The 23,902-nt window shown below is 67.8% G+C and carries 22 protein-coding genes; 13 read left to right on the forward strand and 9 right to left on the reverse strand.

Annotation, left to right across the window (positions count from 1 at the left end):
* Positions 1-13: 13 nt before the first annotated feature.
* Positions 14-484, reverse strand: coding sequence for a tRNA (adenosine(37)-N6)-threonylcarbamoyltransferase complex ATPase subunit type 1 TsaE (tsaE, locus tag U8L64_RS16470; protein ID WP_043297645.1), 471 nt, complete (start codon positions 482-484; stop codon positions 14-16).
* Positions 472-1,962 carry an NAD(P)H-hydrate dehydratase gene (locus U8L64_RS16475; protein WP_333398299.1) on the reverse strand — a complete coding sequence of 497 codons (1,491 nt, stop codon included), beginning with the start codon at positions 1,960-1,962 and terminating at the stop codon, positions 472-474. The genes tsaE and U8L64_RS16475 overlap by 13 nt, the downstream gene beginning before the upstream one ends.
* A gap of 74 nt (positions 1,963-2,036) precedes the next feature.
* Here U8L64_RS16475 and queG point away from each other — a divergent pair, with 74 nt between their 5' ends.
* A complete protein-coding gene (gene queG, locus U8L64_RS16480; protein ID WP_077682114.1) occupies positions 2,037-3,116 on the forward strand; it encodes a tRNA epoxyqueuosine(34) reductase QueG in 1,080 nt (359 codons plus the stop codon).
* Positions 3,117-3,129: 13 nt separating this feature from the next.
* On the opposite strand, the gene ftsH is transcribed toward queG, so the two are convergent.
* The 4 genes from ftsH to mpl all read right to left on the reverse strand — a co-directional run bounded on the left by ftsH (position 3,130) and on the right by mpl (position 7,420).
* Complete coding sequence (gene ftsH / locus U8L64_RS16485) at positions 3,130-4,959, reverse strand: ATP-dependent zinc metalloprotease FtsH (RefSeq protein ID WP_054094558.1); 1,830 nt, start codon at positions 4,957-4,959, stop codon at positions 3,130-3,132.
* 82 nt (positions 4,960-5,041) lie between these two features.
* Entirely contained in the window at positions 5,042-5,332 is a 291-nt protein-coding gene (locus U8L64_RS16490) for a YceK/YidQ family lipoprotein (protein WP_333398627.1), read from the reverse strand.
* A gap of 1 nt (position 5,333) precedes the next feature.
* Entirely contained in the window at positions 5,334-5,963 is a 630-nt protein-coding gene (ubiX, locus tag U8L64_RS16495; RefSeq protein ID WP_003290511.1) for a flavin prenyltransferase UbiX, read from the reverse strand.
* A 107-nt stretch (positions 5,964-6,070) separates the two neighbouring features.
* Positions 6,071-7,420 (reverse strand): UDP-N-acetylmuramate:L-alanyl-gamma-D-glutamyl-meso-diaminopimelate ligase, encoded by a 1,350-nt coding sequence (gene mpl, locus U8L64_RS16500; protein ID WP_333398300.1) that lies wholly within the window; start codon positions 7,418-7,420, stop codon positions 6,071-6,073.
* 210 nt (positions 7,421-7,630) lie between these two features.
* Here mpl and exaC point away from each other — a divergent pair, with 210 nt between their 5' ends.
* The 4 genes from exaC to eutC all read left to right on the forward strand — a co-directional run bounded on the left by exaC (position 7,631) and on the right by eutC (position 13,165).
* Positions 7,631-9,151 carry an acetaldehyde dehydrogenase ExaC gene (exaC, locus tag U8L64_RS16505; protein ID WP_043297654.1) on the forward strand — a complete coding sequence of 507 codons (1,521 nt, stop codon included), beginning with the start codon at positions 7,631-7,633 and terminating at the stop codon, positions 9,149-9,151.
* Between the two features lie 195 nt (positions 9,152-9,346).
* Entirely contained in the window at positions 9,347-10,795 is a 1,449-nt protein-coding gene (gene eat / locus U8L64_RS16510; protein ID WP_333398301.1) for an ethanolamine permease, read from the forward strand.
* 14 nt (positions 10,796-10,809) lie between these two features.
* On the forward strand, positions 10,810-12,201 hold the full coding sequence (locus tag U8L64_RS16515; protein WP_333398302.1) for an ethanolamine ammonia-lyase subunit EutB: 1,392 nt from the start codon (positions 10,810-10,812) through the stop codon (positions 12,199-12,201).
* 169 nt (positions 12,202-12,370) lie between these two features.
* On the forward strand, positions 12,371-13,165 hold the full coding sequence (gene eutC, locus U8L64_RS16520) for an ethanolamine ammonia-lyase subunit EutC (protein ID WP_333398303.1): 795 nt from the start codon (positions 12,371-12,373) through the stop codon (positions 13,163-13,165).
* 1 nt (position 13,166) lies between these two features.
* On the opposite strand, the gene U8L64_RS16525 is transcribed toward eutC, so the two are convergent.
* From U8L64_RS16525 to U8L64_RS16535, 3 genes are all read right to left on the reverse strand, one after another.
* Positions 13,167-14,720: an alkaline phosphatase D family protein gene (locus U8L64_RS16525; protein WP_333398304.1), complete on the reverse strand. Its 1,554-nt coding sequence runs from the start codon at positions 14,718-14,720 to the stop codon at positions 13,167-13,169.
* 83 nt (positions 14,721-14,803) lie between these two features.
* Entirely contained in the window at positions 14,804-15,232 is a 429-nt protein-coding gene (locus U8L64_RS16530; protein WP_054094553.1) for a RidA family protein, read from the reverse strand.
* Positions 15,229-15,759, reverse strand: coding sequence for a carboxymuconolactone decarboxylase family protein (locus tag U8L64_RS16535; RefSeq protein WP_333398305.1), 531 nt, complete (start codon positions 15,757-15,759; stop codon positions 15,229-15,231). Before U8L64_RS16535 ends, U8L64_RS16530 begins: the two co-directional genes overlap by 4 nt.
* 146 nt (positions 15,760-15,905) lie before the next feature.
* On the opposite strand from U8L64_RS16535, the gene sigJ reads away from it, so the two are divergent.
* The 8 genes from sigJ (at position 15,906) to ispA (ending at position 23,875) form a co-directional block, all read left to right on the forward strand.
* Complete coding sequence (gene sigJ, locus U8L64_RS16540; protein ID WP_333398306.1) at positions 15,906-16,784, forward strand: RNA polymerase sigma factor SigJ; 879 nt, start codon at positions 15,906-15,908, stop codon at positions 16,782-16,784.
* A 73-nt stretch (positions 16,785-16,857) separates the two neighbouring features.
* Positions 16,858-17,670, forward strand: a complete 813-nt coding sequence (locus U8L64_RS16545) for a zinc-dependent peptidase (RefSeq protein WP_234302828.1) — start codon at positions 16,858-16,860, stop codon at positions 17,668-17,670.
* 109 nt (positions 17,671-17,779) lie between these two features.
* On the forward strand, positions 17,780-18,307 hold the full coding sequence (gene ppa, locus U8L64_RS16550; protein WP_003290517.1) for an inorganic diphosphatase: 528 nt from the start codon (positions 17,780-17,782) through the stop codon (positions 18,305-18,307).
* A gap of 186 nt (positions 18,308-18,493) precedes the next feature.
* Positions 18,494-19,429, forward strand: a complete 936-nt coding sequence (locus U8L64_RS16555) for an ABC transporter substrate-binding protein (protein WP_156715449.1) — start codon at positions 18,494-18,496, stop codon at positions 19,427-19,429.
* Positions 19,423-21,819: a putative bifunctional diguanylate cyclase/phosphodiesterase gene (locus tag U8L64_RS16560; protein WP_333398307.1), complete on the forward strand. Its 2,397-nt coding sequence runs from the start codon at positions 19,423-19,425 to the stop codon at positions 21,817-21,819. The genes U8L64_RS16555 and U8L64_RS16560 overlap by 7 nt, the downstream gene beginning before the upstream one ends.
* A gap of 73 nt (positions 21,820-21,892) precedes the next feature.
* Positions 21,893-22,660: a sulfite exporter TauE/SafE family protein gene (locus U8L64_RS16565; protein ID WP_333398308.1), complete on the forward strand. Its 768-nt coding sequence runs from the start codon at positions 21,893-21,895 to the stop codon at positions 22,658-22,660.
* Positions 22,661-22,745: 85 nt separating this feature from the next.
* Entirely contained in the window at positions 22,746-22,988 is a 243-nt protein-coding gene (locus tag U8L64_RS16570; protein WP_043297667.1) for an exodeoxyribonuclease VII small subunit, read from the forward strand.
* Positions 22,985-23,875 (forward strand): (2E,6E)-farnesyl diphosphate synthase, encoded by an 891-nt coding sequence (gene ispA / locus U8L64_RS16575; protein ID WP_333398309.1) that lies wholly within the window; start codon positions 22,985-22,987, stop codon positions 23,873-23,875. Before U8L64_RS16570 ends, ispA begins: the two co-directional genes overlap by 4 nt.
* Positions 23,876-23,902: the final 27 nt, after the last annotated feature.

The following is a 23,902-nucleotide window of genomic DNA, read 5'->3' on the forward strand; positions in this document are numbered from 1 at the left end:
AACCTCATGCGTTTCATTGATTTCCGGCGCTCAGGACGACGCACCAGGCGTCACCGCGTTCGCCCCGCGGCGACAGGCGCAGCGTACGGCCGGCCCCATGCGGCGTAATGGTAATGTCAAGGTCGGCCTTTGGCAAAACGCCGGCACCGCGTTCCGGCCACTCGACCAGGCACAGCGCGCTCCCTTCGAAATAGTCGCGAATACCGAGAAACTCCAGCTCCTCGGGATCGACCAGGCGGTACAGATCGAAGTGGAACACCCGCACGTCGCCAATCTCGTAAGGTTCGACCAGGGTGAAGGTCGGACTCTTGACCTTGCCCTCGTGGCCGAAGCCGCGGATCAGCCCGCGCGACAGCGTGGTCTTGCCGGCGCCGAGATCGCCATGCAGATATATCACTCCGCGCCCACCGGTCGCCTGCGCGATCCGCGCGCCCAAGGCGAGCATGGCCGACTCGTCTTCGGCGTACAGCGTCACTTCAGGCATGGCGACTGCTCCTCGAGCAACTGACGGATCACGGGAATCAGATCGGCGGCGGCGAGCCCCCGGCCCTGCTCACCGAGGCGCTCGCCGGCCGCAGCATGCAGCCAGGCGCCCAGGCAGGCCGCGTCGAAGGGCGCCAGTTCCTGCGCCAGCAGCGCGCCGATCAGCCCGGCCAGCACGTCGCCGAGGCCGGCACTGGCCATCGCCGGATGACCGCGGTCGCACAGCGCCAGCCGCCCATCCGGTGCGGCGATCAGCGTGCCGGCACCCTTGAGCAGCGCCACGCAGGCATAGCGCCGGGCCAGCTCGCGAGCTGCCGCAGAACGATCGGCCTGCACCTCGGCGACCGTGCATCGCAGCAACCGCGCCGCCTCGCCCGGATGCGGCGTGATCACGCACCCAGTCGGCAATTGGACGCCGCCGGCCGCCAGCAGGTTCAGCGCATCGGCGTCCCATACCTGCGGCAGTCCGCTCTGCGCCGCCAGCGACAGCAGGCTGCGTCCCCAAGGGGCCTGACCAAGCCCGGGGCCGACCACCAACACATCGGCGCGCTCGACGAGCGTCGTCAGGCTGTAGGTCGACTCCACGCCGCTGCACATGATCTCCGGACGACGCACCAGCGAAGCGGTGACATGCTCCGGCCGGGTCGCCAGGCTCACCATGCCGGCGCCGCCACGCAATGCCGCCTCGGCGCTGAGCAATGCCGCGCCGCCAGTGCCCAGATCGCCACCGATCACCAGCACCTGCCCGAAGCTGCCCTTGTGCGCGGTCGGCGAACGGGGCGCGATCCGCGCCAGCGAGCCGTGATCGAGGCGCACGGCCTCGCTCGCCACCTGCGCGACGATTCCCGGATCGGCCTGCAGATCATCGAACACCAGCGTGCCGACGCGATCAGGGCCGTCGGCGGTGAACAAGCCGAGCTTGAGGCCGATGAAGGTGACACTCAGATCGGCACGCACCGCCTGCCCGAGCACCTGTCCGGTATCGGCGCACAGTCCGCTGGGCAGATCAATGGCCAGCACCGGCAGGCCGCTGGCGTTGATCGTCGTGATCGCTCCGGCATAGGACTCACGCACAGCACCGGAAATACCCGTTCCGAGCAGCGCATCCACCAACACGCCCTGCAATGCCGCCGCGGCATGCCAGGCCTCGATGCTCGCGCCGCACGCCTGCGCTTCGGCCAGCGCCTTCGCGGCATCGCCCTGCAGCGCTTGCGGATCCCCCACCGCCAGCACCCGGACTTGCCAGCCGGCGCGATGCGCCAAGGCTGCGACGAGATAGCCGTCGCCGGCATTGTTGCCACGCCCGGCCAGGACGGTGACCGCCCCGGCATCCGGCCAGCGCCGACGCAGGGCGCGCCAGGCGGCATGGGCGGCACGCTGCATCAGCTCGAAACCGGGAGTGCCGGCAGCGATCAGGCGCGCATCGAGTTCGCGCACCTGGGCGGCGGTGTACAGGGCGACGGGCAGGGAATCGGTCATCGGTGCTGGGATCATCGCGGCGGAATGTCTGGCAGAATTATACGCACCCGCCCGCCACGCCGCCGTACTCTCCGATGCCCAGCCCCGCCCTCGACGCCGCCGCCCTCGCCCAGTCCATCAAGGAGTGGGGCCGCGAGCTCGGCTTCCAGCAGGTCGGCATCACCGGCGTCGATCTCGGCGAGCATGAAGCGCACCTGGATGCCTGGCTGGCGGCCGGTTATCAGGGCGAGATGGATTACATGGCCGCGCACGGCAGCAAGCGCTCGCGACCGGACGAGCTGGTGCCGGGCACGCTACGGGTGATCTCGCTGCGCATGGATTACCTGCCCGGCGACACGCGCATGACCCAGCAGCTGGCCAATCCGGAGAAGGCCTATGTCTCGCGCTACGCACTGGGCCGCGACTACCACAAGCTGATCCGCAAACGCATCCAGCAACTGGCCGAGCGCATCCAGCAGGTGGTCGGCCCGCTGGGCTTTCGCGCGTTCGTCGACAGCGCACCGGTGCTGGAAAAGGCCGCCGGGCAACAGGCCGGGCTCGGCTGGATCGGCAAGAACACCCTGCTGCTGAACCGCAAGGCCGGCAGCTGGTTCTTCCTCGGCGAGCTGTTCGTCGACATCGCCCTGCCGGTCGACGAGCCGGTGACGCGCGACCACTGCGGCAGCTGCCACGCCTGCCTCGATGTCTGCCCGACCGAGGCCTTCGTCGGCGAGCGGCTGCTGGATGCGCGGCGCTGCATCTCCTACCTGACCATCGAGCTGAAAGGGCCGATCCCGGTCGAGCTGCGCAACAAGATCGGCAACCGTGTGTTCGGCTGCGACGACTGCCAGATCGTGTGTCCGTGGAACCGCTTCGCGCGGCCGACCGAGCAGCATGATTTCCAACCGCGCCACAGCCTGGACAACGCCGACCTGGCGGCGCTGTTTCGCTGGAGCGAAGAGGAATTTCTCAGCCGTACCGAAGGCTCGCCGTTGCGCCGCGCCGGCTACGAGCGCTGGCTGCGCAACCTGGCCGTAGGCCTGGGCAACGCACCGTCGAGCATTCCGGTTCTGGAAGCACTCGCGGCGCGGCGTGACGATCCTTCCGAGCTGGTGCGCGAGCATGTCGAGTGGGCGCTGGCGCAACATGCTCAGCGTCAGGCGGCTGAGCGCTAGCGCCCGACCACCGCTAGACGTGCGGCGCCGGCTGCGCTGCGCTCAGCGCGCGCAGTGCCTCGGCATCCAGCGTTTCCTGCTGCAGCAGCTGGCGGGCGCAGCGTTCGAGCAGTTCGCGCCGCGCCTCGAGCAACGTCAGGCTGCGCTGGAAGGCGGACTGCACCAGCTCCTGCACCTCCTCATCGATCGCCGTCGCGGTGCTTTCCGCGTAATCGTGCTGCGGTTTCAAGCCGAGCAGCGCCTCGCTACCGAGAAACGAATTGGGCTCGCGCTCCAGTGCAAGATGGCCGAGGCGCCTGGACATGCCGTAGCGCGTGACCATCGCGCGGGCGATGTCGGCGACGCGCGCCAGATCGTCCGCCGCGCCAGTGGACAGATGACCGAATACCAGCCACTCGGCGGCGCGCCCGCCGAGCAGCACCGCCATCTTGTTTTCCAGCTCCTCGCGGGTCATCAGGAAGCGATCCTCGGTGGGTCGCTGGATGGTGTAGCCCAGCGCGCCCATGCCGCGCGGGATGATCGACACCTTATGCACCGGATCGACGCCCGGTAACGCCATGGCCACCAGCGCGTGGCCCATCTCGTGGTAGGCGACGATCTCGCGCTCGCGCGGGTTGAGCAGGCGGTTGCGCTTCTCCAGGCCGGCGACGATGCGCTCGATGGCGGCGTTGAAATCCTCCATGCCTACCGCCTCGGCATTGCGCCGGGTGGCCAGCAGCGTCGCTTCGTTGACCAGGTTGGCCAGATCGGCGCCAGTGAAGCCCGGCGTCAGCGCGGCGATGGCCTGCGGATCGACATCGGCGCCCAGCTTCGACTTCTTCAGGTGCACGTGGAGAATCTGCACCCGCCCGACCTTGTCCGGCCGGTCCACCAGCACCTGACGGTCGAAACGCCCGGCACGCAGCAGCGCCGGGTCGAGGATTTCCGGGCGGTTGGTGGCCGCCAGCAGCACCAGGCCGCTGGACGTGTCGAAGCCGTCCATCTCCACCAGCAGCTGGTTGAGCGTCTGTTCCTTCTCGTCGTGCCCGCCGGACAGCGGCCCGGCACCGCGGGCGCGGCCGAGGGCATCCAGCTCGTCGATGAAGATGATCGCCGGCGCCTGGGCGCGCGCCTGCTCGAACAGGTCGCGCACGCGCGCGGCACCGACGCCGACGAACAGCTCGACGAACTCCGAACCGGAAATGGAGAAGAACGGCACCCGCGCCTCGCCGGCCACCGCGCGCGCCAGCAGCGTCTTGCCGGTGCCGGGCGGGCCGACCAGCAGCACCCCCTTGGGCATGCGGCCGCCCAGGCGCCCGTAGCTCTGCGGATCGCGCAGGAAATCGATGATCTCCTTCAGTTCGTCCTTGGCCTCGTCGACGCCGGCGACATCGGCGAAACTCACCTTCATGTCGGTCTCGACGTAGACCCGCGCCTTGCTCTTGCCGATCTGCATCATGCCGCCACCGCCGATGCCGCTGCCAATGCGCCGCAGCAGGAACAGCCAGATACCGAAGAACAGCGCCGCCGGGACGATCCACGACAGCAGGTCGCGCATCAGCGTGCTTTCCACCTTGCCGGTGTAGCGCACCGGAAACTGCTGCAGGTGCTCGGCCAGCTGCGGCTCGACGCGATTGGCGATGAAGCGGCGCTGGCCGCCCGGCAGCGGCTCCTTGAGCGTGCCCTCGATGCGCCGCTCGGTAATCGCCAGCGACTCCACGCGGCCGTCCTTGAGATGCTGCTCGAATTCGCTGTAGGGGATGGTGGCGATCTCCTGCTGCGCCGACAGCAGGTACTGGATACCGATGAAAGCCAGGATGGCGATCAACCAGTAGCTCATGTGGAACTGGGCCTGCTCTTTCACTCCTGCTCTCCTTGCGCCAAGGGCTTCGGCCGGATTATGCCTGTCGCGCCATCAACCGGCCTGGACCTGGATCAGTTACGCCTCAGAGACCGCCACGCACGCCCAGGCCGACACCCAGCTCGGCCGCCACCGCAAATGGCAGCAGCAGCGTGTCCAGCACCGCGCTGGCCGGCAGGTCGAGCGCCGCATGCCGTGGCGCCTCGGCGCCGAAGCGCTCCAGCGGGCAACAGCCGCCGTGAAGGCTGTACCAATCCAGGCGGGTGCCGGAATAGATGATCGGCGCGCCGGGCTTGGCGGCATCCAGCGTGCGCACGGTCGCGCAGCCGCCGAGCAGCGTCAGGGTGAGCAAGGACAGCAGCGCCCGACCGAGCATCTCAGTCATCACTGACGATGTGGTGCTCGCCCCAGCGCGGCAGCATGTCCTGCGGGATGTTGAGCAGATTGAGGATGCGCGCGACGACGAAATCCACCAGATCGTCGATCGTCTGCGGCTGATGATAGAAGCCCGGCGAGGCCGGCAGGATCACCGCGCCCAGGTTCGACAGCTTGAGCATGTTCTCCAGATGGATGCTCGAATACGGTGCCTCGCGCGGCACCAGAATCAGCTGACGGCGCTCCTTGAGGGTGACGTCGGCGGCGCGCTCGATCAGGTTGTTGCAGGCGCCGGTGGCGATTGCCGACAGCGTGCCGGTGGAACAGGGCACGACCACCATGGCGGTCGGCGCGCCCGAGCCGGAAGCCGGTGGGGCCATCCAGTCTTCCTTGGCGAACACGCGAATCTGCCCGGCCGCGGCGCCGGTGTATTCCGAAAGGAACGCCTGCATCGCCTGCGGCTTGGCCGGCAGCACCACATCGGTTTCGGTGGCCATCACCAGCTGCGCGGCCTTGGAGATCAGGAAGTGCACCTCACGGTCTTCCTGCACCAGGCAGTCGAGCAGGCGCAGGCCGTACTGCGCGCCGGAGGCGCCGGTCATGGCCAGGGTGATGCGTTCCGGTCCGTTCATTCAATCTGCTCCTCGTGCGATCCGCGTGGAAATGCCTGCGGCGATTTCCACCCTACCCACGGTCATCGTAGGGTGGAAAACCGCGAAGCGTTTTCCACCTTGAGCAATCAGCTCAACGCCGCGGCCAACTTGCCGTGCAGCCCGCCAAACCCGCCGTTGCTCATGACCACCACCTGCGTACCCGGCGTGGCGTCGGCCTTGACCTTGGCGATGATCGCCTCCAGCGAGTCGCAGACCGTGGTCGGCACCGGCGAATCGGCCACCGTCGCGGCCAGGTCCCAGCCGAGGTTCGGCGGTGCATACCAGATCGCCTGGTCGGCCAGCGCCACCGACTCGGCCAGCCCTTCGCGGTGCGCGCCAAGCTTCATCGAGTTCGAACGTGGCTCGATGATGGCGATGATCGGCGTCGTGCCGACCTGCTTGCGCAGGCCGTCGAGGGTGGTGGCGATGGCGGTCGGGTGATGGGCAAAGTCGTCGTAGATGGTCACGCCGTTGACTTCGACGACCTTCTCCATGCGCCGCTTGACGCTCTTGAAGGTGGAAAGCCCGGCAATCGCCAGCTCCGGCACCACGCCGACATGCCGCGCCGCCGCCAGCGTGGCCAGCGCATTGTTGACGTTGTGCCGGCCGGTCAGCTGCCAGCCCACCACGCCCTGCACGGCGCCGTCGAAGCTCACCTCGAAGCGCGAACCGTCCTCGCGGAGCAGCCGGGCCTGCCACTGGCCGCCCTCGCCGGTGGTCTGCACCGGCGTCCAGCAGCCCATGCCGATCACGCGCTTGAGCGCCGTTTCCGACTCGGGATGGATGATCAGCCCCTCGCCCGGCACGGTACGCACCAGGTGATGGAACTGCCGCTCGATGGCGGCGAGATCCGGGAAGATATCTGCGTGGTCGAATTCCAGATTGTTCAGGATCGCGGTGCGCGGGCGGTAATGAACGAACTTGCTGCGCTTGTCGAAGAAGGCGCTGTCGTACTCGTCGGCCTCGACCACGAAGAACGGCGTGTCGCCCAGCCGCGCCGAGATGCCGAAGTTCTGCGGCACCCCACCGATGAGGAAGCCCGGACTCATGCCGGCATGCTCCAGCACCCAGGCCAGCATGCTGCTGGTGGTGGTCTTGCCATGGGTGCCGGCGGCGGCCAGCACCCAACGGCCCTGCAGCACGTGATCGGCCAGCCACTGCGGGCCGGAGACATAGGGCATGCCCTTGTTCAGCACGTACTCGACCGCCGGGTTGCCGCGCGACAGCGCGTTACCCACCACCACCAGATCGGGCGCGGGTTGCAGATGCGCCGGTTCGTAACCCTGCATCAGCTCGATGCCCTGGGCTTCGAGCTGCGTGCTCATCGGCGGATAGACGTTGGCATCGGAGCCGGTGACGCGATGGCCAAGCTCCTTGGCCAGCACCGCAAGCGAACCCATGAAGGTGCCGCAGATGCCGAGAATATGGATGTGCATTGAAGACCTCTGCAATGCCTGCGCGACGCCCGTCGGGGGCGGCCGGCAGGGGCCGGAAACTGCGCGGCAGATTAGCACAGCGCCGCGTCGCATCGGCCGCTCGACGGCGGCGCCGCACCCGAATGTCGGCTCGGTCGCAGACTGCCTGAAGCTGATCTACGCTGAAACGACCGCCGTTTTCACGACCCTTGCAAGAACCGGAGACTCACCATGCGTTACGCCCATCCCGGCACCGAGGGTGCCCTGGTCACATTCAAACCCCGCTACGGCAACTACATCAACGGTCAGTTCGTCGAGCCGGTCGGCGGTCAGTACTTCACCAACCTGTCGCCGGTCAATGGCCAGCCGATCGCCGAGTTCCCGCGCTCCGACGCCGCCGATATCGAAAGGGCGCTGGACGCCGCGCATGCCGCCGCCGACGCCTGGGGCAAGACCAGCGTGCAGGCGCGCGCACTGATCCTGCTGAAGATCGCCGACCGCATCGAAGCCAATCTGGAAAAGCTCGCCATCACCGAAACCTGGGACAACGGCAAAGCGGTGCGCGAGACGCTGAATGCCGACATCCCGCTGGCGGCCGACCATTTCCGCTACTTCGCTGGCTGCATCCGCGCCCAGGAAGGCACCGCGGCGGAGATCGACGAGCACACCGCGGCCTACCACTTCCATGAACCGTTGGGCGTGGTCGGGCAGATCATTCCGTGGAACTTCCCGATCCTGATGGCCGCCTGGAAACTCGCCCCGGCGCTGGCCGCCGGCAACTGCGTGGTCTTGAAGCCCGCCGAGCAGACGCCGCTGGGCATCACCGTGCTGCTCGAATGCATCGGCGACCTGCTGCCGCCGGGCGTGCTCAACATCGTGCAGGGCTTCGGCCGCGAGGCCGGCGAGGCGCTGGCCTCGAGCAAGCGCATCGCCAAGATCGCCTTCACCGGCTCCACGCCGGTCGGCTCGCACATCATGAAGCGCGCCGCCGAGAGCATCATCCCGAGCACCGTGGAGCTGGGCGGCAAGAGCCCGAACATCTACTTCGAGGACATCATGCAGGCCGAGCCGACCTTCATCGAGAAGGCCGCCGAAGGGCTGGTGCTGGGCTTTTTCAACCAGGGCGAAGTCTGCACCTGCCCGTCACGCGCGCTGGTGCAGGAATCGATCTACGCGCCGTTCATGGAAGCAGTGATGAAGAAGGTCGCGCAGATCAAGCGCGGCGACCCGCTGGACACCGAGACCATGGTCGGCGCGCAGGCCAGCCAGCAGCAGTTCGACAAGATCATGTCGTACCTCAAGATCGCCCGCGAGGAAGGCGCCGAGGTACTCACTGGTGGCGACGTGGAACACCTGGAAGGCTCGCTGGCGACCGGCTATTACATCCAGCCGACGCTGCTCAAGGGCAACAACAAGATGCGCGTGTTCCAGGAGGAAATCTTCGGCCCGGTAATTGGCGTCACCACCTTCAAGGATGAAGCCGAGGCGCTGGCGATGGCCAACGACACCGAGTTCGGCCTCGGCGCCGGCGTCTGGACACGCGACATCAACCGCGCCTACCGCATGGGCCGCGGCATCAAGGCGGGCCGGGTGTGGACCAACTGCTACCACCTCTACCCCGCGCATGCGGCGTTTGGCGGCTACAAGAAGTCCGGCGTCGGCCGCGAGACGCACAAGATGATTCTCGACCACTACCAGCAGACCAAGAACCTGCTGGTGAGCTACGACATCAATCCGCTGGGCTTCTTCTGATGGGCTGAAGGCGGCGGGCAACGTGCCCGCCGCCGATTCGAACAAGACGCCTGCGAGCGCCGCCGTGGTGCCGTGAAGCTCGATAAAGGTGCGTTTCTGCCAGACTTGGCTGACAAAACACCGCAACCGTCAGGTTTGCGGCGCGGGGCATGACGCTTGCTAGGGAGAGTTGCCAACCACCTGCGAGGAACAATCATGGCTCTCGAACACAGCAGTTCAACGCCCCCGCAACACACCGTCGATTTCGAAACCGTCGGCAGCAGCTATTTCCAGGAACGCGAACTGAAGAAAGGCGCCGCCGGCTGGGTGCTGCTGGTCGGTCTCGGCGTCGCCTACGTGATTTCCGGCGACTACGCCGGCTGGAACTTCGGCCTCGCCCAGGGCGGCTGGGGCGGACTGTTCGTCGCCACGCTGCTGATGGCGACCATGTACCTGTGCATGTGCTTCTCGCTGGCCGAGTTGTCCTCGATGGTGCCCACCGCCGGCGGCGGCTACGGCTTCGCGCGTACCGCGTTCGGCCCGCTGGGCGGCTTTCTCACCGGCACGGCGATCCTCATCGAATACGCCATCGCGCCGGCGGCCATCGCCGTGTTCATAGGTGCCTACTGCGAATCGCTGTTCGGCATCGGCGGCTGGATGGTGTACCTGGCCTTCTACATCATCTTCATCGGCATCCACATCTTCGGCGTCGGCGAGGCGCTGAAGCTGATGTTCATCATCACTGCCATCGCCGCGCTGGCGCTAGCGGTGTTCATCCTGGCGATGGTGCCGCACTTCTCCGTCGACAAGCTGCTGGACATCGCGCCGACCACCGCAGCCGGCGCCAGCGCCTTCCTGCCCTATGGTTACGTCGGCATCTGGGCGGCGATTCCCTACGCGATCTGGTTCTTCCTCGCTGTCGAGGGCGTACCGCTGGCCGCCGAGGAAACCAAAAACCCGCAGCGCGACATGCCACGCGGACTGATCGGCGCCATGCTGATCCTCGCCGCGTTCGCCGCGCTGATCCTCTTGGTCGGCCCTGGCGGCGCTGGCTCCAGCACCCTGGTGGAATCCGGCAACCCGCTGGTGGAGGCGCTGACCAGTGCCTACGGCGCGTCGACCTGGATGAGCGGCTTCGTCAACCTGGTCGGTCTGGCCGGGCTGATCGCCAGCTTCTTCTCGATCATCTTCGCCTACTCGCGGCAGATCTTCGCGCTGTCGCGGGCCGGCTACCTGCCGCGCAACCTGTCGCTGACCAACAGCAAGAAGGTGCCGGTGCTGGCACTGGTGATCCCGGGCATCATCGGTTTCGCCCTGTCGCTGACCGGTCAGGGCGATCTGCTGATTCTCGTCGCGGTGTTCGGCGCGACCATCTCCTACGTGCTGATGATGGCCTCGCACATCACCCTGCGCCTGCGCCGGCCGGACCTGCATCGCCCATACCGCACGCCCGGCGGCATCTTTACCTCGGGCGTGGCGCTGATTCTGGCGTGCGTCGCGGTGGTGGCGGGCTTCCTGGTCGACCCGCGGGTGGTCATCGGCGCTGTGATCATCTACGGCGTCTTCATCGCCTACTTCGCGCTCTACAGCCGGCATCACCTGGTGGCCGGTACGCCGGAAGAGGAATTCGCGGCGATCGAGAAAGCCGAAGCGTCGTTGCACTGAAGAAGGAGGCTGACATGGCGTACTCGCACGGCGTGGGCGGCACTACCTGGCGCTTCGACGATCTGCGCGAGGTGATGGCCAAGGCCAGTCCGGCGCGCTCCGGCGACCTGCTCGCCGGGGTCGCGGCGGGCAGCGACGCCGAGCGCGTGGCGGCGCAGATGTGCCTGGCCGCCGTGCCGCTCAAGCGCTTTCTCGAAGAAGCCCTGATCCCCTACGAGAGCGATGAAGTCACCCGGCTGATCATCGACAGCCACGACGCCGTCGCCTTCGCCCCGGTCAGCCACCTGACCGTGGGCGATTTCCGCAACTGGCTGCTCGGCGAGGAGGCGGACGAGTCGTCGCTGACAGCCCTCGCACCGGGGCTGACGCCGGAGATGGTCGCCGCGGTGTCGAAGATCATGCGCGTGCAGGACCTGATCCTGGTGGCGCAGAAGGTTCGCGTCGTCACCCGCTTTCGCAACACCGTCGGCCTGGCCGGCCGCATGTCCACCCGGCTGCAGCCGAACCATCCCACCGACGACGGCGCCGGCATCGCCGCGAGCATCCTCGACGGCCTGCTCTACGGCAACGGCGACGCGGTGATCGGCATCAACCCGGCCACCGACAGCACCGCCGGCATCTGCGAGCTGCTGAAAATGCTCGACGCGGTGATCAGCCGCTACAAGATCCCGACCCAGGGCTGCATCCTCACCCACGTCACCACCTCCATCGAGGCGATCAACCGCGGCGCACCGCTGGACCTGGTGTTCCAGTCCATCGCCGGCACCGAGGCGGCCAACGCCAGCTTCGGCATCAACCTGGCAACGCTGCAAGAAGGCTACGAGGCCGGCCTGTCGCAGAAGCGCGGCACCCTCGGCGACAACCTCATGTATTTCGAGACCGGCCAGGGCAGCGCGCTCTCGGCCAACGCCCATCACGGTGTCGATCAGCAGACCTGCGAAGCCCGCGCCTACGCCGTCGCGCGCCGCTACAAGCCGCTGCTGGTGAACACCGTGGTCGGCTTCATCGGCCCGGAATACCTCTACAACGGCAAGCAGATCATCCGCGCCGGGCTGGAGGACCACTTCTGCGGCAAGCTGCTCGGCGTGCCCATGGGTTGCGACATCTGCTACACCAACCACGCCGAAGCCGACCAGGACGACATGGACATGCTGCTCACCCTGCTGGGCACGGCGGGCATCAACTTCATCATGGGCATTCCCGGCTCGGATGACGTGATGCTCAACTACCAGACCACCTCGTTCCATGACGCCCTCTACGTGCGCCAAGTGCTCGGCCTCAGGCCCGCGCCGGAGTTCGAGGAATGGCTGGCGAAGATGCAGATCCTCCGACAGGACGGCAATCGCCTGCAGCTCGGCCGCGAGCTGCCCGAAGCCTTCCGCCGGGCGCTGGAGCAGCAGGCATGAAGCCGCTCTTGCTGTCTCGGCCAGCCCCAGGTGGAAAACGCTGCGCGGCTTTCCACCCTACGCCGAAGCCCTCGCCCGGCCCCGTAGAGTGGAAAACGACCGCAGGTCTTTTCCACGCGTCTGTTCACGCGTCTGTTCACGCGCCTGACCGCCACGCTCCGAGGTAGCCATGCCCGACCGCTCGCCCACCATCGACAACCCCTGGCAGCACCTGCGTCAGCTGACCCCGGCACGCATCGCCCTTGGCCGGGCTGGCGTCAGCCTGCCCACCGGCGCGCAGCTGGACTTCCAGTTCGCCCATGCGCAGGCCCGCGATGCCGTGCACCTGCCGCTGGACTGCGAAGCGCTGGCCGCCGAACTGGACAAGCACGGCCTCGCCCATCTGCAGCTGCACAGCGCCGCCACCGATCGGCAAACCTATCTGCAGCGCCCGGACCTCGGCCGCCGACTCGACGAAGCCAGCGCCGCCATCCTCGATGCGCACGCGAAGGAAGGCTGCGACCTCACGCTGGTGATTGCCGACGGCCTCTCCGCCCTTGCCGTGCAGCGCCATGCCGTGCCGATGGCCCTGAAAATCGCCGAACAGGCCCGCACCGAAGGGTGGTCCCTCGGGCCGATCGGCCTGGTCGAGCAAGGCCGCGTCGCGATTGCCGACGAAATCGGCCAGCGGCTGAAGGCGCGCATGGTGGTGATCCTGCTCGGCGAGCGCCCGGGCCTCAGCTCGCCGGACAGCCTCGGGCTGTATTTCACCTGGGCGCCGCAGGTCGGCCGTCACGACGCGCAGCGCAACTGCATCTCCAACATCCGCCCGGAAGGCCTGAGCTACAACCTCGCCGCGCACCGCCTGCTTTATCTGCTGCGCGAAGCCAGCCGTCGCCAGCTCTCCGGCGTGCAGCTCAAGGACGAAGCGGAAGTGCCGGCGCTGGAAGGCGCACCGCGCGCCGGCAATTTTCTCCTCGGCTGACTCAGGCAGGCTGCCAGGGCTCCAGCGTCTGGCGGTAGACCACCGCGCCGTCGAGGCCGCGCAGGCTGACGTCGAACGCACCTGTCTGCGCATCGATCTCCACCTCGCCGAAGAACTGGAAGCCCGCGCGCGGCGAGCTGTTGGCCACCGGCGCGGCCTTGTGGAACACCACCTCGGGGCCGAAGGTGGCATCCAGCGGATTCGGCCCGAAGCTGCCGGCATTCAGCGGGCCGGCGACGAACTCCCAGAACGGCTCGAACTGCTGGAACGCGGCGCGATTTGGGTGATAGTGATGCGCCGCGCAGTAGTGCACGTCGGCCGTCAGCCACACGGTGTTGCGCACCCGCGCGCGCTGGATGAAGGTCAGCAGCTCGGCGATTTCCAGCTCGCGGCCCAGCGCCGGACCATCGTTGCCATTGGCAATCGCCTCCCAGCGCGGGCCATCCGGCACATGCAGGCCGATGGGCATGTCGGCGGCGATGACCTTCCAGGTCGCGTGCGAGGCGCGCAGTTCGCGCTTGAGCCAGTCCAGCTGCTCGCGGCCGAGAAACGCCGTATCCGCGCCCTGCTCGGCCTGCAGGTTGTGCGTGTTCGGCCCGCGGTAGCTGCGCATGTCCAGCACGAACACCTCCAGCAGCGGCCCGTAGCTGACCTTGCGGCAAATGCGCCCGAGCCGGTCGCCACGCGCGATGCGCATCGGCGCGTATTCCAGATAGGCCTGCCGCGCGCGCCGCACCAGCGTATCGATATCGCGCACCTGCTGATAACGGTCATCCAGCACCTTGCTCGGCGACCAGTTGTTGGTCACTTCATGGTCGTCCCACTGCCAGATCTGCGGCACCTCGGCATTGAAGGCGCGCAGGTTCTCGTCCAGCAGGTTGTAGCGGTAGTTGCCGCGGAACTCGTCGAGCGTCTCGGCGACCTTGCTCTTCTCTTCGGTGACCAGGTTGCGCCAGGTGCTGCCGTCCTCGGCGGTCACTTCGGCGGGAATCGGTCCATCGGCGTAGATCACATCGCCGCTGTGCAGGAAGAAGTCCGGCCGACGCTGGCGCATGGTTTCGTAGATGCGCATGCCGCCGAAGTCGGGGTTGATGCCATAGCCCTGCCCGCAGGTGTCGCCGCCCCAGACGAAGCGAATGTCGCGCGGACGCTTCGGCGCGCTGCGCAGGTGGCCGAACCAGGGCTCGCTGAGCAGGCCGCTACGGGCATCCTCGAAACGCGCGCGGTAGAAGATCGACTGATCCGCCGGCAGCCCGCGCAGGTCCACGCGGGCGGTGAAGTCCAGGCTGGCGTCGGTGACCGGCGAAACCATGCGCCGCGGATTGCCGAAGCGACTGCGCGTATCCCACTCGACGATCAGCCGGCCGGGGCGGTCGCAGCGGCTCCAGACCAGCGCACGGTTGCCCTCGACCTCGCCGGACTGCACACCGTCGAGCATCTGTGGCCGCGCGCGCGGCGCGGCGATGATGGCGGGCGCGATGCCCAGGGCCGGCAGGGCGAGGCCGGCGCCGATGCCCTGCAGCAGCAGGCGGCGGTTGTGGTCCGGTGCGGTCATGACGGGGGTCTCCTTGCGGGTGGGTTTGTTCCGGTCTACCCACCGTGCTTGACAGTCCCGTGACGCGCCGACCGGCGGCACGCCTATTCGGCGGTCAGCACCAGCACGGCTTCGATCTCGAACAGCATGCCGTCGAGCGCCAGGCGCGGCACCGGGATCAGCGTGCAGGCCGGTTTCGGCCCCGGCCCCAGTGCGCGCGCCAGCTCCTCGCCGAACACGTGCAGCCGAGCCTCGCTGTGCTCGACGATCAGAACGCCGAGCTTGGCGATCTGCGCTGGCGAGCCGCCCGCCGCCTCGATGGCGACACACAGGTTGCGCAGCGCCTGGCGCACCTGCTGGCGGAAATCGGCCGACAGGCTGCCGTCGGCCGTCTCGCCGCCCTGCCCGGCGATGAATGCCAGCCGCGCGCCGGCCGGCAACAGCGCGACGTGCGAGTAACCGTTGGGCGACGGGTCGTACAGACCCGGCGGGTTGATCAGTCGCAGCCCGCTGCGCTCGGTTTGTTCGCTCATGCAATATTCCTTTTGGTGGTGGGACGCAGATCGGCAAAACGCTCCAGTGCGCGGTTCATCGCGCCCTTGAGGTCGCCCGATCGGTACTGGCCCGGCTCTTGGCCGAAGACGACGTTCAGGCGGTTCCAGCTGTTGATGGCGATGATGGCAAAGGTCAGCCGAGTGATCGCCCGCGGCGAAAAATGCGCGGTCAGCTCACCGTAGCAGCGGTCCAGGGTTTCGCCGTCGGGCAATCGGGTCACCGCCTCGGTCCAGGCCAGCGCCGCGCGTTCGGCCGGGCTGTATACGCTGGCTTCACGCCAGGCCGACAGCAGCAGGATGCGCGGCAGCGGCGTCTCCAGCGCCAGCAGGTCTTTGCTGTGCATGTCGATGCAGTAGGCGCAGCTGTTGAGCTGCGAGGCGCGCAACTCGATCAGTGCCAGCAGCTGCGGGTCCAGGTCGGATTCGTGCAGGTAGCCGCTGATCGCGGTCAGCGCCTGCAGCGGCAGTGCGTCAGCGTGCTTGAAGTAGTCGAGGCGAACGGTCATGGCGATCTCCAGTCGGTTTGTCGGTAATGACCCAGCCAGGACGCAGCCGCGCGCAAGGTTGTGACAGCGCCGCGCCGAAAAGATCGGCTGTCACAGCGAGCACGACCGATCCGTCCATACTGGACGGGTCATCGTGAGGAGCTGACGTGCAGGACCGGACCGATTTTTTTCAGACGCTGCGACCGAAGCTGTTCGGCCTGGCCTACCGGCTGCTGGGCAGCCGCGCCGACGCCGAGGATCTGCTGCAGGACGCCTGGCTCAAGTGGAGCGGCGCGGATGCGGCGACGATTCGCGACGCCGAGGCCTGGCTGGTCACCGTGGTGACGCGGCTGGGCATCGACCAGCTGCGCCAGCGACGCGCACGCCGCGAGGAGTACCTCGGCCCCTGGCTGCCGGAACCGCTGCTCGGCCTCGGCGGCCACGAAGGCGAGCGGCTGGCCGACCTCGGCGCGGACATCTCGATGGCCTTCATGGTGCTGCTCGAACGCCTCGGCGCCGAGGAACGTGCAGCCCTGCTGCTGCGCGAGGTGCTCGAACATTCCTACGAACAGATCGCCGCGACCCTCGGCAAGAACGCGGCCGCCTGCCGGCAGATCATCAGCCGCGCACGGCGCCGGGTGCGCGAGGAGCGGCCGCGCTTCGCAGTCGATGGCGAGGCGCATCGACGGCTGGTGGAGCGCTTCGCCGCCACGCTGCTGGAATCGGACAGCACGGCCTTCGCCGAGCTGCTCGCCGAAGACGTGAGCTGGATGGCCGACGGTGGTGGTCTGGTCTCGGCCGCCTCGAAGACGCTGCACGGCGTGCGGGCTTCGACGCGCCTGGCCCGCGGCATCGCTCGTCGCGCGGCGGGTCAATGGCAGGCACGCGTCGCCTGGATCAATGGCGAGCCCGGCGTGCTGGTGCTGCACGGCGAGCACCTCCACGCGGCGATGACGCTGGTCAGCGATGGCCAGCAGATCCGCCGCATCTATGCAGTGCTCAACCCACACAAGCTCGGACAGACGTCGCCGGACGCGGCGACCTGAGCGCCTGCGCGCGGCTTGCCGCACATCGCCGCCGCGCTTATGGTGAGCGCCCGCCTCGCTGGAACCTGCACGCATGTGGTCCTTTCGCGCCTGGCAGCGCAAACGCATCCTCGCCCGCAACCCGGTGGCCCCGGAGCTGTGGCAGCAGGTGCTCGACAGCCTGCCGATTCTCGATGGCCTCGGCGACGACGAACTCGCCCGCTTGCGCGAACGCGCCGTGCTGTTCCTGCACGATAAGCGTCTGACCGCCCTGCCGGGCGTCGAGCTGCAGGCCGAGGATCGCCTGCGCCTGGCACTGCAGGCCCAGCTGCCGCTGCTGCATCTGGCCGATCTGGGCTGGTATCGCGGCTTCCACGAGATCGTCATCTATCCGGACGACTTCCTCAGCCCGCAGAAGCACCGCGACGCCGCCGGCGTCGAGCATGAGTGGGACGCCGAACACAGCGGCGAGGCCTGGCTGCAGGGCCCGGTGATCCTCGCCTGGCCTGGCGTGCAGCAGAGCGGTGGCTGGGAGGCCTACAACCTGGTGATCCACGAGCTGGCGCACAAGCTGGACATGCTCAACGGCGACGCCAATGGCCTGCCGCCGCTGCACCGGTCCATGCGCATCGACGCCTGGGCGACGGCCATGCAGCAGGCCTACGACCAGCTGAACGCCACCCTCGACGCCGATCCGGACGCCGAAACCCCGATCGATCCCTACGCCGCGGAAAACCCGGCGGAGTTCTTCGCCGTCACCAGCGAATACTTCTTCAGCGCGCCAGACGTGCTGCACGCCGCCTTCCCCGAGGTCTACGCCCAGCTCGCCGATTTCTATCGCCAAAACCCGCTACAACGCTTGCAACGACTGCAGGCCGAACACCCGGCCTACCGGGAACCTGCCTAGGCCGTACGCGTCGAACCCGGCGTGCATTGCGCGCGACATTGCGCCTATAATCGCGCCCACTTTTTTCCGCCCCCCCGGCCACGCTGGCCGATCACGGAGCCTTTCCTTCATGAGCTACAGCAAAGTCCCGGCCGGCAAAGATCTGCCGAACGACATCTACGTCGCCATCGAGATCCCGGCCAACCATGCGCCGATCAAGTACGAGATCGATCACGACACCGACTGCCTGTTCGTCGACCGTTTCATGGCCACCCCGATGTTCTACCCGGCCAACTACGGTTTCATCCCGCACACCCTGGCTGACGACGGCGACCCGCTGGACGTGCTGGTCGTGACCCCCTATCCGGTCGCACCGGGCTCGGTCATCCGCTGCCGTCCGGTCGGCGTGCTGAACATGACCGACGAAGCCGGCGGTGACGCCAAGCTGATCGCCGTCCCGCACGACAAGCTGACCCAGCTGTACAAGGACGTGAAGGAATACACCGACCTGCCGCCGCTGCTGATCGAGCAGATCAAGCACTTCTTCGAGAACTACAAGGATCTCGAGAAGGGCAAGTGGGTCAAGGTCGAAGGCTGGGAAGGCGCCGACGCAGCCCGCGCGGCAATTATCAAGGCGGCGGAGGCTTATCAGAAGTAAGCCAGCGCCACCCCTGAAAGCCGGCCACAAGCCGGCTTTTTTATTGCCTGCGAAACGCTGTGGCTCTCCGGCGGACCGGCGTCGCCGACACCTGCGCGGAAGCTGAATTGGCCCTAGACTTTTTGCGGGATTCACGCGACTGTGCGACTCCGCTATGGTGGCACTCAACCATCACGAGGTCGCAGGATGCGCCTGACACTTCTGTTGCTGCTTGGACTGATTGTGCTCGGTTGCCAGCCGAACACCGAACCGACCCGCGTCGGCAGCAATCGCTGGCTGGGCTATGGCCCGCTCTACCTGGCCGACGATCTGCGCTGGACCGAATCCGGCGGCGTGCGCCTGGTCGAGTACCCGACGACCACCGGCGTGCTGCGCGGCTTTCGCAACGGCATGCTGGACGCCGCGCTGCTGACACTGGACGAAGTGCTGTTGTTGCAAGACCGCGCGCCGGAACTCGACTTGGAAATCGTGCTGGTCGCCAACGTCTCCGCGGGTGCCGATGTGCTGTTCGCGCGTGCCCCGATCGCCTCGCTGGACGCGCTGAAGGAACAGCGCATCGGCGTCGAGAACACGGCGCTCGGCGCATTCTTCCTGGAGCGCCTGCTCGACCAGGCGCAGCTGAGCATCGACGACGTGACCGTGGTCAGCCTGCCGGTGCACGAGCACGTCGGGGCTTTCCGCGAGGGCAAGGTCGATGCAGTCATCACCTTCGCCTCGGAGGGACCGGCCCTTGAGCGCCACGGCGCGCGACGGCTGTTCGACAGCCGCCAGCTACCCGGCGAGATCGTCGACGTGCTGGTGGTCGACCGCCGGCACGTCAGCACCGAGCGGCGCCTGCAGCTCAAGGCGCTGTGGCTCACCTCGCTGCGCACCTGGCAGGAAAACCGTGCGGAAACCGATCCGCGCCTGCAGGCGCGCCTCGGGCTCAGCGCCGAGGCGATGCAGGTCACGCTGGCCGGGGTGGTGATGGGCGACGCCGCGCTCAACCGCCAATGGCTCGACAGCGGCCAGCTGCTGCGCAGCATCCAGCATCTGAGCGATTATCTGAACGAGCGCGGCCTGCTCGCCAATCCGCGCCCCGCACACCAGTTGCTTGCCGAATGCCGAGGTAGGAAATGCTGACCCGCTATTCCCTGCGTCTGTCGCTGCCGCTGCTGCTCGGCCTGTTCGCCCTGACGTTCACCCTGCTGCTGACTGCCTGGCACCTGCCGGGCCGCGTCGAGGAGACGCTGCAGCACTGGCGCGTCCATACCCGCCAGCACCTGGCGCTGCTGCAGAGCAGCCTCAGCGATCACCAGCGCATGGGCCGTACCGCCGAGCTGCAGACCGAGCTGGCCGATGTCGCCAGCCTGCAGGGGGTGCGCTGGGCGATGGTCATCGACCAGCAGCTGCGCGTCATCGGCAGCACCCGACTGGGGCTGGACCCGACGAAGCTGGCGCTGATCGACCCGGACGCGCTCGCCGAGTATGTGCGCAGTGGTCGCGTCGGCTGGCTGGGCGATTCGTCGGCGCGGCAGCTGGTCATCTACCCGCTGGACCGTACCACCCAAACAGGCGCGCCGCTGCGCGAAGCGCTGCTGGTGGAGTTCGATTTCGCGCCGGTCGTGGCGCAAACCCGCCGCGACGGCTGGTTCTACCTGGCGCAGACGCTGAGCCTGCTGGTATTGCTCGGCCTGGCGCTCAACCTGCTCTACAACCACCTGATCACCCGCCGCCTGGCCCGCATCGACCGGGCCGCACGGACCTTCGCCCAGGATCAGCAGCCGCAGCCGCCAGCCGTCAGCGGCCAGGACGAGATCGGTCAGCTCGCCACCACTTTCAGCCAGATGATGAACCAGCTGCACCAGCGCCGGCTCGCCCAGCAGGAAAGCGAGCAGCTGATGCGCAACCTCATCGACACGGCGCCGATCGGCATGCTGGTGGTCGACGGCGAGCTGCGCGTGCAACAGGCCAACCCGGCCGCCGCCGCCCTGTTCGACTGCGCACCGGACGAGCTGGTGGGCAATGTTCCGGCCGACCGTCTGCTCGAGCCGGACGCCACCGAGCGGCTGCAGCGCGCACCGGCCAACAGCGTGCTGCAGCTGACCGGGCACCGGCACGGCCAGCAGGTGCCGCTGGAAATCACCTGCACGCCGTTCCTGCGCAACGGTGAAACGCACGCGCTGATGCTGCTGCGTGACATCGGCGACCATCTGCGTGCCGAGCAGCGTCTGCGCTTCCTCGCGCATTTCGACCCGCTGACACAGCTGGCCAACCGCAACTTCCTGGTCCAGCGACTCGAGCAACTGCTCAGCGAGCGCGTGGCGCTGAGCCTGTTGTACCTCGACCTGGATCACTTCAAGCGTATCAACGACGCCCTCAGCCACGAGATCGGCGACCGCCTGCTGGTCCAGGTCGGCGAGCGCCTGCGTCAGCTGGCGCCGGAGCCGGCGCTGCTGGCGCGCACCGGCGGCGACGAGTTCATGCTGCTGCTCGAACACAGCGACGCCCAGCAGGCCGGGCAACTGGCCGAGCATCTGATCGAAGGCTTCCAGCCGCCCATCCGCATCAACCAGTACGAATGCTTCGTCAGCCCCAGCATCGGCATCGCCAGCAGCGACGGTCGCGGCAGCGCCAGCGAGCTGCTCAAGCAGGTCGACCTGGCGCTGTATGCCGCCAAGGATGCCGGGCGCAACTGCACGCGCTTCTTCAGCCAGGAGCTCAGCGCCGCGGCCGAGCGCCGGCGCCAGCTCGAGCAGGCGTTGCGCCGCGCGCTGGACGAAGAGCAGTTCGTGCTGCATTACCAGGCACAGGTGAACGCCGCGGGCGAACCCGAGGTGATGGAAGCGCTGCTGCGCTGGAACTCACCCGAGCGCGGTCTGGTGCCGCCGGGCGAATTCATCCCGGTGCTCGAAGACAGCGGCCTGATCATCGAAACCACCCGCTGGGTGTTCCGCCAGGCCTGCCGGCAGGCGCGCCAGTGGCGTGAGCAGGGTCACCGACTGCGGATCGCGGTGAACCTTTCGCCGCTGGATTTCCGTCAGGCCGATCTGGCCGGCAGTCTGCTCGCCATCCTCGCCGAGGAAGATACTCCGGCGGAACTGCTGGAGCTGGAGATCACCGAAAGCGCGCTGCTGGAGGCCGACGAGCATGTGCAGCAGACCCTGACACGCCTCAAGGCCGCCGGCCTGCCGCTGCTGCTCGACGACTTCGGCACCGGCTACGCCTCGCTGACCTACCTGCAGCGCTTCCCCTTCGACGGCATCAAGATCGACCGCGAATTCGTCGCCGGCCTGCCCGACAGCGAGCACTCGGTGGCGCTGGTGCGCGGCATCCTGACGATGGCTGCGCACCTGGGCCTGCATGTGGTCGCCGAGGGTGTGGAGAACGAGCGGCAGGCGGCGTTTCTGCGGCTGAACAACTGCCCGAGCCTGCAGGGCTACCACTACGCGCGCCCGCTCGCCGCGCGGGAGTGCCTGCTGGGCGGTGTCATCCCGCCGACGCCGGCGCTGTTATTGCCGCTGGACGGCTGAGCCGCAGCATGTGCAGCTGGCCTTGGCGCGACGGGCTGGCTACCCTGGCCGTTTTGGCCAAGGACCCTGCCCCATGTCGATCCTCGAGATTCTGCTGCTGGTCGCCGCCGGTTTCGCCGCCGGCGGGATGAACGCACTGGCAGGCGGCGGCACCTTCTTTTCCTTTCCGGCACTGCTGGCCATCGGCCTGCCGCCGGTGACCGCCAACGCCACCAATGCCGTGGCGCTCTGGCCCGCCAGCCTGGCCGGCGCCTGGGCAGCACGTGCGAGCCTGCGGCCGCTCGGCCGCTACCTGCTGCCGTTGCTGCTGGCCGGTCTGGCCGGCGGCCTGCTCGGCGGCTTGCTGCTGCTGGCCGGCGGCGATGACGTCTTCAGCCTGCTGATCCCCTGGCTGCTGCTCGCCGCCACCGCGCTGTTCGCCGCCAGTCCGCGACTCAGCCGCTGGCTGGCCGCGCGCCGCAAGGAAAGTGCCGTGCCACCGCATTCGCCGCTGTCGCTCGGCGCTCATGGTCTGGTGTCGATCTACGGCGGCTACTTCGGCGCCGGCATGGGCATCCTGCAGCTGGCGGCGTTCTCCATCGAGGGGCATGCGCTGGTGCGCGCCAACGCGCTGAAGAACCTGATCTCGGCGGTGATCTACAGCGTCGCCAGCCTGACCTTCATCTTCGCCGGGCGGGTCAGCTGGTTCGAACTGCTGATCCTGCTCGGCGGCGCGACGCTCGGCGGTCACGCCGGCGGGGCGCTGAGCCAGAAACTGCCGGCGAGCTGGCTGCGCGCGCTGGTGATCCTGGTCGGCAGCGGCATGACGCTTTACTACTTCTGGGCCATCTACCTCGCTTGAGTGGATACCGGCAAACGGGTGGCTGCGACAGGGCTTCTTTGCTAATGTCGCGCCCGTTTCCGACCCGCCGCCGACAGGTGCCCGCATGGCCCGCAAGAAAGCCGCCCTCGACTTCGAACAATCCCTCGCCGAACTGCAGCAACTGGTCGAACGCCTGGAAAGCGGCGAGCTGTCGCTGGAGGACTCGCTGACCTGCTTCGAACAGGGCATCGGCCTGACCCGCGACTGCCAGGCGGCGCTGAGCCAGGCCGAACAGAAGGTGCAGATCCTGCTCGAACGCGACGGCGCGCTGCAGGAAGCGCCCTTCGAGCCGGACGCCCAGGCATGATCATCGTCGACTACCAGAAAGACTGTCAGCAACGCGTCGACAGCTGTCTCGAAGCGCTCTTCGCCCCCCCGCGCCCGCAACTCGAACGCCTCTACCAGGCCATGCGCTACAGCGTGATGAACGGCGGCAAGCGCGTGCGCCCGCTGCTGGTGTACGCCGCCTGCGAAGCGCTGCGCGGCGACCGCGCGACGGCCGATGGCGCCGCCTGCGCGGTCGAGCTGATCCACGCCTACTCGCTGGTGCACGACGACCTGCCGGCGATGGACGACGACGACCTGCGTCGCGGCCAGCCGACCACCCACAAGGCCTTCGGCGAAGCCTGCGCGATTCTCGCCGGCGATGGCCTGCAGAGCCTGGCCTTCGAGGCGATGGCCGAGGAAAAGCACAATCCTGCCGATGCCGCATTGCGCCTGCGCATGTTCGCCGTGCTGGCGCGTGCCGCAGGTCCGGCCGGCATGGTCGGCGGGCAGGCCATCGACCTCGGTTCGGTCGGGCTGAAACTCGATCGCGCCGCGCTGGAGCTGATGCACCGGCACAAGACCGGCGCGCTGATCGAAGCCAGCGTGCAGCTCGGCGCACTGGCCAGCGGCCATGCCGACGCCGACAGCCTCGGCGCGCTGAGCCACTACGCCCGGTCGATTGGCCTGGCATTCCAGGTGCAGGACGACATCCTCGACGTCGAGAGCGACACCGCCACGCTCGGCAAACACCAGGGCGCCGATATCGCCCGCGACAAGCCGACCTACCCGGCGTTGCTCGGACTGGATGAGGCCAAGGCCTACGCCATCGAGCTGCGCGATCAGGCCCTGCATGCGCTGCGCCCCTTCGATATCGCCGCCGAACCGCTGCGCGAGCTGGCGCGTTTCATCGTCGAGCGCCGCAGCTGAAGCGTCCGGCCGCAGGCAGCGCGGCCG

Origin of the sequence: Pseudomonas sp. FIP_A4, assembly GCF_036701605.1 — a bacterium.
Classification (GTDB): Bacteria; Pseudomonadota; Gammaproteobacteria; order Pseudomonadales; family Pseudomonadaceae; genus Stutzerimonas; species Stutzerimonas phenolilytica.